Here is a 14,723-nt window from a genome sequence, read left to right as displayed (position 1 = left end):
TCGTCAGGCGGATCATTGAAGTTTATAGGTCAAACTTCAATGAGCAGACGGTTCGTTGAAGGTTAAGTGCCGAATCATGAGTTGAGTGGAATACGCTCAAGTCTGTTGGTGTTGTCGACTCTGTAGGCTCATACTTGAGTCTGTTGGACTAAAGAGAAAGGCAGAAGCGAAGTGGACAGCTTCACCCCCACGACCAAGACGCAGCAGGCGCTGAGCGCCGCCGTGCAGGCCGCGACCGCTGCCGGCAACTCGGACGTGCGTCCCGCTCACATCCTGGTGGCACTGCTCGATCAGTCCGACGGTATCGCCGCGCCGCTGCTCAAGGCTGTCGGAGTGGACCCGTCGACGGTTCGGACACTGGCCCAGGCGATCGTCGACCGCGCGCCCACCGTCGCCAGTGCCAGCGCGACCCCACAACTTTCCCGCGAGTCGATCGCGGCTGTCAGCGCCGCGCAACAGCTCGCCGGCGAACTCAACGACGAGTACGTCTCCACCGAACACCTCGTCGTCGGCCTGGCGACCGGGGACTCCGACGTCGCGAAACTCCTGCACAACCAGGGTGCGACCCCGCAGGCGCTGCGCGAGGCGTTCGTGTCCGTACGGGGTACGGCACGGGTGACCTCCGCAGACCCCGAATCGACGTATCAGGCGCTGGAGAAGTACTCCACCGATCTCACCGCCGCCGCCCGCGAAGGCAAGCTCGACCCGGTCATCGGCCGAGACTCCGAGATCCGCCGCGTCGTGCAGGTGTTGAGTCGGCGTACCAAGAACAACCCCGTGCTCATCGGCGAGCCCGGAGTCGGCAAGACCGCCATCGTCGAAGGGCTCGCCCAGCGCATTGTTGCCGGCGACGTGCCGGAGTCGTTGCGCGGCAAGACCGTCATCTCCCTCGACCTCGGTTCGATGGTCGCCGGTGCCAAGTACCGTGGTGAATTCGAGGAACGCCTCAAGGCGGTCCTCGACGAGATCAAAGGCTCCGCCGGACAGGTCATCACGTTCATCGATGAGCTGCACACCATCGTCGGCGCCGGTGCCACCGGCGATTCGGCGATGGACGCGGGCAACATGATCAAGCCGATGCTCGCGCGCGGGGAACTGCGCCTCGTCGGTGCGACGACGCTCGAGGAATACCGCAAGTACATCGAGAAGGACGCCGCCCTCGAACGGCGCTTCCAGCAGGTGTACGTCGGTGAGCCGTCCGTCGAGGACGCCATCGGTATCCTGCGCGGCCTCAAGGAGAAGTACGAGGTGCACCACGGCGTGCGCATCACCGACTCCGCATTGGTTGCCGCCGCAACACTTTCCGACCGGTACATCACCTCGCGGTTCCTGCCCGACAAGGCCATCGACCTCGTCGACGAGGCCGCCTCCCGGCTGCGGATGGAAATCGACTCGCGCCCCGTCGAAATCGACGAGGTGGAGCGGATCGTCCGCCGCCTGGAGGTCGAAGAGCTTGCGCTGCAAAAGGAAACCGATGCGGCATCCAAGGAACGGCTGGAAAAGCTGCGGCAAGAACTGGCCGACCAGAAGGAGAAGCTGAACGAGCTGTCAGCCCGCTGGCAGGGTGAGAAGACCGCCATCGACTCGGTGCGTGATCTGCGTGAGGAGCTCGATCGTCTTCGTGGACAGGCTGATCGGGCCGAACGCGACGGTGACCTGGGTAAGGCCGCCGAACTGCGGTACGGCAAGATCCCCGGCCTGGAGAAGCAACTCGACGCCGCCGTCGAGAAGACCGGTGCCGCACCGGGGCAGGACGTGATGCTGCAGGAGGAGGTCGGCCCTGACGACGTCGCCGAGGTCGTCTCGTCGTGGACCGGTGTGCCCGCCGGTCGCATGCTCGAAGGTGAGAGCGCCAAGCTGCTCCGCATGGAAGATGAACTGGGACAACGGGTCATCGGGCAGAAGGATGCTGTCACCGCGGTATCCGATGCCGTCCGCCGGGCCCGTGCCGGTGTGGCCGACCCGAACCGGCCGCTCGGGTCGTTCCTGTTCCTCGGGCCCACCGGTGTCGGCAAGACCGAACTGGCGAAGGCGCTGGCGGAGTTCCTGTTCGACGACGAGCGTGCCATGGTGCGTATCGACATGAGTGAGTACGGCGAAAAGCACAGCGTTGCACGGCTCGTCGGTGCACCTCCGGGGTATGTCGGGTACGAGTCGGGTGGTCAGCTCACCGAGGCCGTCCGTCGTCGCCCCTATACCGTCGTCCTGTTCGACGAGGTGGAGAAGGCGCACCCGGACGTGTTCGACGTGCTGCTGCAGGTGCTCGACGAAGGCCGGCTCACCGACGGGCAGGGCCGCACCGTCGACTTCCGCAACACCATCCTCATCCTGACGTCCAACCTCGGGTCGGGTGGCGACAAGGACTTCGTGATGGCCGCGGTGCGTTCGGCGTTCAAACCCGAATTTGTCAACCGCCTCGACGACGTCGTCATCTTCGACGCACTGAGCGCCGAAGAGCTGGTGTCCATCGTCGACATCCAACTCGGGCAGCTCGGCAAGCGTCTGGCCCAGCGCAGGCTGCGGCTGGAGGTGTCGGCGAACGCCAAGAAGTGGCTGGCCGACCGCGGATTCGACCCGCTGTATGGCGCCCGGCCGCTGCGTCGGTTGGTGCAGCAGGCGATCGGCGACCAACTCGCCAAGTTGTTGCTGGCCGGGACGGTGCGCGACGGGGATGTGGTGCCCGTCAATGTGTCCGCCGACGGGGAGGGGCTGGTCCTGGGGTAACCGGCCGATCTACGGACTGCTGATAGCCGGCGGTGCCCGCGAGGTAATTCCTGCGGGCACTGCCGTCGCCTCCGGGGTGGTCGCGTCAGGTGTCGAATGGTCGCCGGACCCTTCGTGACCCTCGCTCCTTCGTCGCTTCGGCCTCAGGGATCAAGGAGGTGATTGGTTCGTTCGTCGCTTCGGTCTCAGGGGTCAAGGTGGCGGATTGCTGGGAAGTAGGTCGGTCTTGGGCGCGTAGGGTGGGGGGATGTCTGGATTCGGTGAGGCCGGGACCGCGAAGTATGTTGCGCTGACGACGTTTCGGAAGGACGGGACACCCGTGTCGACGCCGCTGTGGGCGGCGCTCGACGGGGATCGATTGGTGATGTGGACGCGCACCGAGTCGTGGAAGGTCAAGCGAATCCGGCGCAATCCCGAGGTGATCGTGCAGGCGTGCGACGCCCGGGGCAAGGTCCTCACGGGCGAACCTGTGTCCGGACGGGCCGAGATTCTCGACGCCGCCGGCACCGAACGGGCGCGCGGACTTATCATCGCGAAGTACGGGGTCGCCGGGCGGATCACCGTGCTCGGCAGCACCCTGCGACGTGGCAAGGGTGGCACGATCGGCCTGTCGATCAGTCTTGCGAGCCCCGCCTGACCGTCACTGATGTCGTAGTGGGCACGTAGTCTGGCCGGGTGACCGGGGACCTGCTGCGTATCGCGCCTGCCGAACTGCTGCGGCGGTTCGGCGGTGGTGCCATGAACAAGGGCACCCGATACTCCAACACCGGCATGGTCCTGGAGTACGGCTGGAACCAGCGCGGCGAACTGACCGGCACGTGCCGGGGTTCGGGGCGGGAGATCTACCAGGTCACCGTGACGTTCAACGGTGTCCCGTCGTCCCGCACGATCGCGAACGCCAGGTGTACGTGCCCGGTGGGGATGTTCTGCAAACACGGGGTGGCGTTGCTACTGGTGGCGGCCCGCGGCGGCGCGACGCGCCCCCCGCCCACGGTGTCCTGGCGGACGATGTTCTCGGGAGTGCTGGCGGAGACCGAACCCGGGGTCGCGGACACATCGTCGCAGGTTCGTCCGCTCGCGCTGTGCTTCGGCGTGGAAACACCGAACGGCTACTTCGCGCAGTTGGCCGGCAGCTCGGACCCGATGCTGATGCTGTATCCGATGACCATGGGCAAACGTGGCAAGTGGATCAAGACGGGAGCCTCGTGGGCGAACGTGCTTGATTCGCGGGGCTGGGACTTTCCACCCGCCCAGGAGATCGCCGTCACCGCATTGCACAGAGCGCTCACCGGCAACTCGTACTCCTATGGCGCCGAGCGGGTCGGTCTGTCCCAGGCACCTGTCACGTTCTGGACGTTGCTGGAGGCGGCGCAGCGGGCTGGGGTGACACTGATCGCCGATCCCGCGCTGCGTGCCACGTCCGTGCGGGTGACCACCACCCGGCTCAGCTACACGCTGCGGGCGCACGCGACGGGGGCGCAGCTGACCACGGTGTTCGAGATCGGTGACGCCGACCCGCTGCCTGCCGGGGAGGTGCGCGGACTGCTCGGTCCGGCACGTAAGACGCATGGGCTGTGGACCGTTCGCGACGGCACGCTGCTCCTCGCGGCCTTCGACCCGGTGCCCAGTACGGCTGAGCTCGACGCCGCCCGCACGGGGGAGGACGTGCTCATCCCGGCCGACGATCTGCCTGAATTTTCGGCCGAGGTGCTGCCGCGGCTGTCGCGGGCGCGCAGTGTGCACGTGCACGACGAGCAACTGTTCGCCCCACCCCGCATCGAGGGTCCGTTCGCGGTGCTGACGCTGTCGCCGGGAACCGGTGGTGGTGCGCGGCTGTCGTGGAGCATCGGATACCAGGTAAACGACACGCGGCACGTCTTCGATCCGGCGGAGGCGGTGACCGTCGCCTATCGCGACAAGGCGGCCGAGGCCGCGCTGTGGGAGTCGTTGCGGCCGGAGTTGTCGGCGACGGCCTGGATGTGCCGGGCGTGGGCGGTGCATGCGAGGGAATACTGGCAGCGCCGGTTGTATCGTGAATCCTCGGTCGCTGTGCTGGACGAGCTGGACCTGCTGCTCAGCGGTCAATCGGCCGAGGCGCTCATCGCGGCGTCGAGCATCGTGAGTCTCCTTGTACCGATGGAACTTTCCGGTGTCGAGACGGCTGTTCTCGTGGTGGAGGCGCTTCCCGAACTCGACGAACATCCCGATGTGATCGTCGACAACCGGCTCGACATGGACTACCGGCCCGCCGGTGCTGCTCCCAGCATTGAATTCTCCTCGGAGGACGGCGAATTCGGCAACGACTGGTTCAGTCTCGGGATCACCGTCACGGTGGGGACCACGGCGGTGCCCGTTGCCGATGTCATCCGCGAAATTGTCTCCGGTGCAACGCATATGTTGCTCGCCGACGGTGTGTATTTCTCCCTCGACACCCCGGAACTGCGCAAGCTGGCCGACCTGCTGGCCGAGGCGCGGGCACTCGGCGAGATCGAATCGGGCAAGGTGCACTCCGGAACGCTCAACGCGACCTTCTGGGAGGAACTGCTCGCACTCGGGGTGGTCGACGAACAACTGGCGCGCTGGCAGGAGCGGATGTCGGCGCTGGCATCGGCCGTTCCGCCCCATCGGCTCGATCCGCCGAACGAACTGCGTGCCGACCTGCGCGACTATCAGCGGTCGGGATATGACTGGCTGAACTTCCTGTGGGACAACGAACTCGGCGGTATCCTGGCCGACGACATGGGCCTGGGCAAGACTGTGCAGGCGCTCGCGCTCATCAGCCGCGCGGTGGCCGAGGATCCGCACACGAGTTTCCTGGTGATCGCACCGACCTCCGTCGTCGCCAACTGGGCCGCCGAATGCCGAAAGTTCGCACCTGAATTGGAAGTGGCCACCGTGACGGCCACCCGGGCAAAGACCGGGAAGAGCTTCGATCAGCAGGCGACCGGTACCAATGTGGTGGTCACCTCATACACACTACTGCGCCTACTGTTCGACGAGATCAACGAATACTCCTGGAGCGGAGTGATTTTCGACGAGGCGCAGTTCATCAAGAATCACACCGGGAAAACTCATCAGTGCGCGCGGCGGCTCGATTCGGGATTCAAACTCGCCATCACCGGCACCCCGATGGAGAACAATCTGATGGAATTGTGGTCGCTGCTGAGTGTTACCGCGCCCGGACTGTTCCCGTCGCCGGTGGCGTTCACCGACTACTTCCGCAAACCCATCGAATCGCATTCGACGCCCGAGCGACTGGGGGTGCTGCGCCGGCGGATCAAGCCGGTCATGTTGCGGCGCACAAAGGATCAGGTCGCCATTGATCTGCCGCCCAAGCAGGAACAGGCGCTGGTGCTCGATCTCTCGTCGCGGCACCGCAAGATCTACGACACCCGGCTGGCCCGCGAACGGCAGAAAGTGCTCGGGCTGCTCGGTGACTGGGAGAAGAACCGCTTTCAGGTGTTCCGTTCGCTCAGCCTGCTGCGTCAGCTCAGCCTGCACGCCGCGCTCGTCGACGAATCGCACCACGGGGTCTCCTCATCGAAGGTCGACTATCTCACCGAACAGTTGCCCGAACTGGTCGCCGAAGGCCACAACGCGCTCGTGTTCAGTCAGTTCACCCGCTTCCTGCATATCCTCACCGCGCACCTGGACAAGGTGGGTATCGCCTACAGCTACCTCGACGGGTCGATGAATGCCGCCGAACGTGCCGACGCCGTGCGGCGGTTCACTTCGGGGGAGACCAAGGTGTTCCTGATCAGCCTCAAGGCCGGCGGATTCGGGCTCAACCTCACCGAGGCCGACTACTGCTTCGTATGCGATCCGTGGTGGAACCCGGCCGCCGAGGCGCAGGCCGTCGACCGCGCCCACCGGATCGGCCAGACGCGCCCCGTCAACGTGTACCGGCTGGTGTCGGCGGGCACCATCGAGGAACGGGTGGTGGCGCTGCAGGACCGCAAACGCGCCCTGTTCGACGCGGTGGTGGACGACGGCGAACTGTTCGGCACCACGATCAGCGCCGACGACATCCGCGCGATGATCGGCTGAGCCCGCGTCAGCCCAGCATGCGCAGGGCCATGAGGGTGTACACCCTGGCGGCGATGAGCAGGTCGTCGACGACCACCGATTCGTCGGGCTGATGGGCCTGGGTGTTGATGTTGCCGGGGCCGAGGACGACGGCCGGGATGCCGAGGTCTCGGGAGATGAAACCGCCATCGCAGGCGGCCGTCCAGCCGCCCACGCTGGGCGCCCGGTCCTGCGCGGTGATCGCCGAACGAGCCGTGTCGATCAGGGGATGGTTCGCATCTGTGACGAAGCCGGGCATCTCCATCGTGACTGTGACTGCGACGTCGATGCCGTCGCAGTCGATGCCGGTCTCTGTGATGCGCCGGCGTACCTCCTCGGCGATCTGCTCCGCGGACTCGCCCGGCATGAGCCTGCGGTCGACGCCGAGCGAACACATCGGTGCGACCACTGAGATGCCCTGTCCGCCGTGGACAGTGCCCACATTCCAGGTGCCGAAGCCGAGCAGGTCGTCGGGGTCGGCGGCCAGTCGATCCTGGTCGTCGGAAAGCAACCCGATGATCCGGGCCGCGGCGTTGATCGCGCTGCGGCCGTCGGCGGGTCTGCCGCTGTGCGCGGCGCGGCCGGTGACCTCGATGTCGATGTACGACGCCCCGCGGCAGCCGCGCACGATGGTCAGGTCGGTGGGTTCGGCCACCACACAGCCGAGGAACGTGTGGTCGGGGGGACGAGTGACGAATCGGCGGACGCCGAGGCCGTGTTCCTCCTCATCGACGGTGCATACCAGCCGGACCGGGCCGGTCAGGGGTACGTCGTGGCGGCGCAGCACGTCCATCGCGGCGAGCACCGCGGCCAGGCCGCCCTTCATATCGGTGGTGCCGCGGCCGACGAGCAGGGTGCGGCCGGCGTCGTCGACGGCGCGCCGCACCCGGTACGGGTCGCCCGTCCAATTCGGGCCGGCCGGCACCACATCGGAATGGCCGAGGAACATCAGGCCGGGTCCGGTGGCGGCGGGTGGCAGCCAGGTGACGGTCACGTTGGGCCGACCCGGCGCCACCTCGTCGGTCTCGGCGATCAGGCCCAGGCCGGTCGCGGCCTCGATGAGCACTCCGGTGGCCGCAGCCTCCGAGCCACCCGGATTCTCGCTCGGCGCCTGCACCAGTGCGCACGTGAGCCCTTCGATCAGGCCGGTGTCGATGTCGTCGCAGATCAGCCGCTCGGTGTCTGTCAGCCGGTCTGGGTCTGTCAGCCGGTCTGGGTCTGTCAGCCGGTCTGGGTCGGTCAGCGGGTCTGGGCAGGGAACTTCGGGGCTCACGCGGCCATCTTCTCACCGGCATTGACCTAAACCCCACCGATGGCGGCAAGCATCGCAACTATTGTCGCGCCGGGGGCTATCGGTGGGGTTTGGGTCGGGCGGTGGTGGCAATCGGTACGTCCGCGGGCGCCCGATAGTAATGTGGGGCCCGATGACCATCATCTATCTAGTGCTCGGCGTTCTGGCGCTGGCAGGTGCGGCGGTTCTGCTGTACCTCGACCGGCGGCGATCGGTCGTGTCCCATCATCAGCGTGCCGCCTGGGGTGAGCAGCACGGATTCAAGTTCCGCGAGTCCGACAGCAAACTCCGCAAGGTGTTCGTCAGGGCCGGGATGAACGTCCCCGAGCACGTCGAGGTGGCCGCTGTGGCCTACGGCGAGTACGACGGCGCCGAAGCGGTGGTGTTCGACCTTCAGGAGACGGCCACCGTCATCGCGGTGCGTAGGTCGTTCCCGTCCCGCGTGGTCGTCGACCTGCGACACGAGGACGTGCTGGCCCCCGCTGAAGATGACGTGGAGTTGCTCGGCGCGATGGGGCAGCGCGTGATGTTCTCCAACAACCTCGACGTGGCCCGCAGAGTCTGCGACCGGCGCATGGTGGTACTGGCCAACACCGCCCCCACCTACGTCGAGGTGCTGTGGAACGAGGGCCACTGGGCGCTCGGTTCGCTGCCGCTCACCGACGACGGCGAGGAACTCGACACAGCGCTGGAGGTGGTGCGGCGATTTGCTGACCTGCTACGGGTGCTGCCGCCGCTGCAGGGCCCACAGGACACGCCCGACCCGCGCGATCCGCATGGCCCGTCCCGGCCCGAACTGGCCGACAAGAAGACAGAGATGCTACGCGACAGTGAGCGGCGGGCCCGGGCAGAGGCATCCAGGTCCGAGTCGTCCAGATCCGCCGTCGCCGCACCCGCTGAAGGCAGGCACGGAGCCGGTAGGCACGAGGCGGGTCGTCACGATGCGGGCCGGGGAGGCGACCGGCATCCCGGGCGCCCGACCACCAGCCCAGGCATACCAGTTGCCGGGCAGCAGGCACATCGTCGCCCGCCACCCGTCCGGCCGGGACTGGCGTCCAACACATCCGCACCAATCGCCGTGCCCGTGACGTCGACCGGTGCGCGGTCGGGACCACGGCCACAGCCGATTCGGGCCGGTGACACAGGCGGTAGGGACACAAGCGGTAGGGACACCGGCGCTAGGGACACAGTCGGTGTCGATCCTGTCGATGACGCGGTGGCCCCACCCGTCCCCGCCCGGCCCATCCCCATCAACCGGCCCGGTCGGCGCCGCCAGGAAAGTGAGTAGCTCCCGCGATGAGTCTCGATGCAGCCAAACGTGAACGGCTGGCCCGGCTCGTCACCGAACTGGCCGTCGTCCACGGCCGGGTGACCCTGTCGTCCGGCAAGGAAGCCGACTATTACGTCGATCTGCGCCGGGCGACTCTGCACCACGAGGCGTCACCGCTGATCGGGTCGCTTATGCGGCAGCTCACCGATGACTGGGACTACGACGCCGTCGGTGGCCTGACCCTGGGCGCAGACCCGGTCGCGACGTCGATCATGCACGCGGACGGCCGCCCCATCGACGCGTTCGTCGTGCGTAAGGCCGCGAAGGCGCACGGCATGCAGCGGCGCATCGAAGGCCCCGACATCGACGGCCGCCGGGTACTGATCGTCGAGGACACCTCCACCACCGGTGCGTCGCCGTCCGAAGCGGTGCGTGCGGCCCGCGAGGTGGGGGCGATAGTGGTGGGCGTGGCGACCGTCGTCGACCGGGCCACCGGCGCCGACGCGGTGATCGGGGAGCTCGGTGTGCCGTACCGGTCGCTGCTCGGGCTCAGTGACCTCGGTCTTGGCTGATCCGGGTCCGTTGGGGCCGTCGGGGGTGGGCGCGTCAGGCGTGGATCGTCACCGGACCCTTCGTGACCCTCGCTTCTTCGTTGTTTCGGCCTCAGGGATCAAGATGTTTGGTTGCTTCTTGGTTGTTTCGGTCTTGGGGGTCTAGATGTTTGGTTGCTTGTGACGGGGGAATCTGTGGGCGGGCCGACTGAGTGGCAGGCGGGGGAGCCTGTCGGGGTCGGGCCGTGGGAGGGGGCGTGGCCGGAGGGGGCGCGCTATGATCCTGAGCTGCTCACGGCCGGTGACACCCGCAATGTCGTCGACGCGTACCGGTACTGGACGCGGGAGGCGATCGTCGCCGATATCGACGCCCGGCGGCATCCGTTTCACGTGGCCATCGAGAATTTCGCGCACGACGCCAACATCGGGACCGTGGTGCGCACCGCGAACGCCTTCGCGGCCGCCGCGGTGCACATCGTCGGGCGGCGGCGCTGGAACAGGCGCGGGGCGATGGTCACCGACCGCTACCAGCATCTGATGCACCACGAGACCGTCGACGAGCTGATGGTGTGGGCGGGGGAGCAGGGGCTGGCAGTGGTGGCCGTCGACAACACGCCCGGATCGGTACCGCTGGAGACCGCGGACCTGCCGCGCGAGTGCGTGCTGCTGTTCGGTCAGGAGGGACCCGGCGTGAGCGACATCGCGCAGCGGCACGCGGACCTGACGGTGTCGATCGCCCAGTTCGGGTCGACGCGCAGCATCAACGCCGGGGTGGCCGCCGGGATCGCGATGCACGCGTGGATCCGGCAGCACGCGGACCTGAATCAGGCCTGGTAGCCGACGCTCAGACGGTGTCCTCGGCGGCCGGGGCGTCCTGTGCCGCGGTCTCCGGGTTGTTCTTGGCGGCACGCTTGCGGCGGTACCACTCGATCGCCATCGGCGCCACCGACAGCACGACGATGAGAATGAAGATCGGCTCGATGAGTTTCTGGACGATCTCGAACCGGCCCAGCCAGTAGCCGAGCAGTGTGATCCCCGCACCCCACACGATGGCGCCGAGCACGTTGTAGAAGGTGAAGACGGCGAACTTCATCTTGGCGGCACCGGCGACGATCGGGGCGAGCGTGCGCACGATCGGCACGAAACGTCCCAGGAAGATGGTGATCGGGCCGTACTTCTCGAAGAACTCGTGCGCCTCGGTGATGTAGCGCTCCTTGAGGAAGCGGGCGTCGGGTTTGAACATCTCCGTCCCGACGTACCGGCCGATCCAGTAGCCGATCTGGCCGCCGATGATCGCGGCGATCGGGATGAACAGCAGCAACTGCCACAGCGAGGCGAACTTGTCGATGTCGTCCTTGCCGCCGGCGGCGACGACCATACCGGCCACGAACAGCAGCGAGTCGCCCGGCAGCACCGGGAACAGCACACCCGACTCGATCAGGACGACCAGCAGCAGACCCCAGAAGGCCCATGCGCCGAACCAGCTGAGCACATTGATCGGGTCGAGGATGCCGGGCAGGGCAACCGTGGTGGTGGTCTGGGCGAGAACGGTGTCGATCACGGGGCTCGAGCCTACCGGTAGTGCCTGAGAAGTCGCTCAGGGTGAGACGCGGATCAAACGGACACCCCGGTGTGCAGGCGTGCACGCACACGAACGCGCACCGCTTGCCATACTGAGTGGGTAGTGAACCCACTCGACAGGCCGGTCCCCGGCGCCCCAAGCAGAGCGATGATCGTCGCACGCCTGCGCCGTCCGCGGGAAACCTGAACCACCTACACGGTTGGAGGACAGAAAAATGCCCATCGCCACTCCCGAGCAATACGCCGAGATGCTCACCAAGGCCAAGGAGGGAGGCTACGCGTTCCCCGCGATCAACTGCACCTCCTCGTCCACGATCAACGCCGCCATCAAGGGCTTCGCCGACGCCGGCAGCGACGGCATCATCCAGTTCTCCACCGGTGGCGCCGAGTTCGGTTCCGGCCTCGGCGTCAAGGACATGGTGACCGGCGCGGTGGCCCTGGCCGAGTTCGCGCACGTCGTCGCCGCCAAGTACGGCGTCACCATCGGCCTGCACACCGACCACTGCCCCAAGGACAAGCTCGACACCTACGTCCGGCCGCTGCTGGCGATCTCCCAGGAACGTGTCGACGCCGGTAAGAACCCGCTGTTCCAGTCGCACATGTGGGACGGCAGCGCGGTACCGATCGACGAGAACCTGCTCATCGCCCAGGAACTGCTGAGCCTGTCGGCCGCCGCCAAGATCATCCTGGAGATCGAGATCGGCGTCGTCGGTGGCGAGGAGGATGGTGTCGAGGCCGCCATCGACGACAAACTGTTCACCACCCCCGAGGACTTCGAGAAGACCGTCGATGCGCTCGGCGTCGGCGAGAAGGGCCGCTACCTGCTGGCCGCCACCTTCGGCAACGTGCACGGCGTGTACAAGCCCGGCAACGTCAAACTGCGTCCCGACGTGCTCAACACCGGCCAGGAGGTTGCCACCAAGAAGCTCGGTCTCGCCGAAGGTTCCAAGCCGTTCGACTTCGTCTTCCACGGCGGATCGGGCTCGCTCAAGAGCGAGATCGAGGAATCCCTCAGCTACGGCGTCGTCAAGATGAATGTCGATACCGACACCCAGTACGCCTACACCCGGCCCGTCGCCGGCCACATGTTCAGCAACTACGACGGTGTGCTGAAGGTCGACGGCGACGTGGGCAACAAGAAGGTGTACGACCCGCGCAGCTGGTCCAAGCTGGCCGAGACCTCGATGAGTGAGCGGGTCGTCGAGGCGTGCACCGACCTCAAGTCGGTCGGCAAGTCGATCAGCGCCTGACCGTTGGTGAACGGCAGCGGCCCGGACAGGAATACTCCTGTCCGGGCCGCTTGCCGTTTCGCTGCTGCTACTCGGCGTTACACACCTTCCACTCGCCCTCGACCTTGCGCAGCACGATGATCACATCGTGCTGCTCGGAGGGCCTGCTGGTGTTGACGGCCTCCACCTGCACGTTGGCGGTGCCGTCCTCGTTGATCATCGCCGCGGTGACCCGGTTGATCCGGATCAGCTGATCGGCTTCCTTCTGCTGCTCGTAGATCGCCCGGTACTGGTCCTCTTTGCCGTCCCACTGGGTGAACTCCTGGCGTTTGGGATCGCAGGTGATCTCCCGCAACGTGCTCAGGTCACCCTTGTACAGCGCCCGGCCGTATGTTTCGGCGGTCTGGGCGGCCCGATCGACATCGGCCGTCGATTTGTTGGCGCTCCGCATCGACGTCACCAACATCACCAGGGCGATGATGGCCGCCACCGCTACGAGTGCGCCTACCAGCCACCACTTCTTCTTGCCGCCACCGGCCGAGGCCGTGGCACCGACCGTCGTAGGCGTACGGGGTGTCGTCGACCAGCCGTCGGTCTTTGCCGCTGCGGCCGCCCCAGCGCCCGCGGCCGTTCCAGCCCCTGCGACTGCCCCTGTTCCCGTGACGGCCGCAGCGGGTTTGACCGGTGCCGCCACTGGGCGTGCCGCCGCCGGGCGGGGCAGTTTCTCCACAGGGGCCTTGACCCCGGGCATCTTCGGGGTCTTGACCGTCGGCGCCTCGGACGCGGCGACGTCCGGACCCGCGGCCGGCCGGGGTTTCGAGACAGGGGGTTTCGGGGTTGGGGGTTTCGGGGTTGGGGGTATTGAGACCTGGGGTGCCGGGGGCTGCTTCGGCTTGGCGGGCTCGAGGGGTACCGGTTCCTCGGCGGGCTTGGTGCCGGGCTTGGCGATGTCCGGCACCGCGGCGGCTGCGAACTTCTTCGTCGCCTGGTCCGGGGGCTCCACTTCGGTGGTCGCGTCGGCGTCATCGGCTTTCCCGGCCTCGGCGACGACCTCGGTGGTCGCGTCCGGTGCGATTTCCGTGGTCGCGATTTCCGTGGTCGCGATTTCCGTGGTCGCGATTTCCGGAGTTGCTATCTCGGCAGTTTCGATTTCGGCAGTTTCGAGCTTGCCGGGTTCGATTTCGGCAGTTTCAAGCTTGCCGGGTTCGAGTTCGGTAGTTGCGAGCTCGGGGGTTTCGTCCTTGCTCGACACGTCTGTGGTGGTGTCGGGCTCGGCGGTGGGGGAGTCGGCTTCCTCGGCGGCGGTATCGTCTGTGCTCGGATCGTCGGTGCCAGCGGCCTCTGGTTCGGTGGCCTCTGGTTCGGACTCTTTTGCGCCCGACTCTTCTGCTTCCGGTTCTTCTGCTTCCGGTCCTTCCGCTTTGGCTTCTTCCGCTTTGGCTTCTTCTGCTTTGGCTTCGTCGTCTCCGGTGATCGCCGCGGTGGCCACGGCTCCCGCGATAACCGCTCCTGCCGCGACCGTGGCTACTCCCGGTCCGTCCGCGCCAGTGTCGGTGCTGTCGGTTTCTGGGCTGTCGGTTTCTGGGCTGTCGGACTGTGTGCTGTCGGACTCAGCCACGTCTGCCGGTCGCGTGACGATTTCGGCGGGTGCCGTGTTCTCGGGCTCGGTGGAGGTTGCGGGTTCGGTGGTGGCGTCGGGCTCGGTTTCGGACTCTGCCGTCTTTTCGGACTCTGCCGTCGCTTCGGGCGCTGCGGTCGCCTCCGATTCGGCGGTCGCCTCGGGCTCTGTGGGCTTTTCGGGCGCTGCGGTCGCCTCCGATTCGGCGGTCGCCTCGGGCTCTGTGGGCTTTTCGGGCGCTGCGGTCGCCTCCGATTCGGCGGTCGCCTCGGGCTCTGTGGGCTTTTCGGGCGCTGCGGTCGCCTCCGATTCGGCGGTCGCCTCGGGCTCTGTGGGCTTTTCGGGCGCTGCGGTCGCCTCCGATTCGGCGGTCGCCTCGGGCTCTGTGGGCTTT

At 66.8% G+C, this 14,723-nt stretch carries 9 protein-coding genes and 1 pseudogene; 7 read left to right on the top strand and 3 right to left on the bottom strand.

Going from position 1 to position 14,723, the window contains the following annotated elements:
* Positions 1-171: 171 nt before the first annotated feature.
* The 3 genes from clpB (at position 172) to Q0627_RS18895 (ending at position 6,771) form a co-directional block, all read left to right on the top strand.
* On the top strand, positions 172-2,724 hold the full coding sequence (gene clpB / locus Q0627_RS18905) for an ATP-dependent chaperone ClpB (RefSeq protein WP_291010843.1): 2,553 nt from the start codon (positions 172-174) through the stop codon (positions 2,722-2,724).
* Between the two features lie 247 nt (positions 2,725-2,971).
* Positions 2,972-3,361 carry a PPOX class F420-dependent oxidoreductase gene (locus Q0627_RS18900; protein WP_291010841.1) on the top strand — a complete coding sequence of 130 codons (390 nt, stop codon included), beginning with the start codon at positions 2,972-2,974 and terminating at the stop codon, positions 3,359-3,361.
* A 38-nt stretch (positions 3,362-3,399) separates the two neighbouring features.
* Positions 3,400-6,771: a DEAD/DEAH box helicase gene (locus Q0627_RS18895; protein WP_333716644.1), complete on the top strand. Its 3,372-nt coding sequence runs from the start codon at positions 3,400-3,402 to the stop codon at positions 6,769-6,771.
* A gap of 7 nt (positions 6,772-6,778) precedes the next feature.
* Here the strand turns inward: Q0627_RS18895 and Q0627_RS18890 are convergent, their stop codons facing one another.
* The gene (locus tag Q0627_RS18890) at positions 6,779-7,978 is read right to left on the bottom strand and encodes a M20 family metallopeptidase (protein WP_291010928.1); all 1,200 of its coding nucleotides are present in this window, start codon (positions 7,976-7,978) and stop codon (positions 6,779-6,781) included.
* Positions 7,979-8,213: 235 nt separating this feature from the next.
* On the opposite strand from Q0627_RS18890, the pseudogene Q0627_RS18885 reads away from it, so the two are divergent.
* From Q0627_RS18885 to Q0627_RS18875, 3 genes and pseudogenes are all read left to right on the top strand, one after another.
* Positions 8,214-8,945, top strand: a pseudogene (locus Q0627_RS18885) (hypothetical protein); the annotation flags it as partial.
* Positions 8,946-9,376: 431 nt separating this feature from the next.
* Positions 9,377-9,922 carry an orotate phosphoribosyltransferase gene (pyrE, locus tag Q0627_RS18880; protein ID WP_291010839.1) on the top strand — a complete coding sequence of 182 codons (546 nt, stop codon included), beginning with the start codon at positions 9,377-9,379 and terminating at the stop codon, positions 9,920-9,922.
* A gap of 174 nt (positions 9,923-10,096) precedes the next feature.
* Positions 10,097-10,738, top strand: a complete 642-nt coding sequence (locus tag Q0627_RS18875; RefSeq protein ID WP_291010837.1) for a TrmH family RNA methyltransferase — start codon at positions 10,097-10,099, stop codon at positions 10,736-10,738.
* 7 nt (positions 10,739-10,745) lie between these two features.
* Here the strand turns inward: Q0627_RS18875 and Q0627_RS18870 are convergent, their stop codons facing one another.
* A complete protein-coding gene (locus Q0627_RS18870) occupies positions 10,746-11,462 on the bottom strand; it encodes a DedA family protein (protein WP_291010835.1) in 717 nt (238 codons plus the stop codon).
* A gap of 235 nt (positions 11,463-11,697) precedes the next feature.
* Between Q0627_RS18870 and fbaA the strand changes: the two genes are divergently transcribed.
* Positions 11,698-12,732, top strand: coding sequence for a class II fructose-bisphosphate aldolase (fbaA, locus tag Q0627_RS18865; protein ID WP_291010833.1), 1,035 nt, complete (start codon positions 11,698-11,700; stop codon positions 12,730-12,732).
* A gap of 67 nt (positions 12,733-12,799) precedes the next feature.
* Here fbaA and Q0627_RS18860 read toward each other — a convergent pair.
* On the bottom strand, positions 12,800-14,723 hold a 1,924-nt coding region (locus tag Q0627_RS18860), incomplete at its 5' end, for a DUF4878 domain-containing protein (RefSeq protein ID WP_298811916.1).

This window comes from uncultured Gordonia sp., from assembly GCF_937858515.1.
GTDB lineage: Bacteria > Actinomycetota > Actinomycetes > Mycobacteriales > Mycobacteriaceae > Gordonia.
Note: the sequence above shows the minus strand (reverse complement) of the source record. Positions and strands in the feature narration are given on the sequence as shown.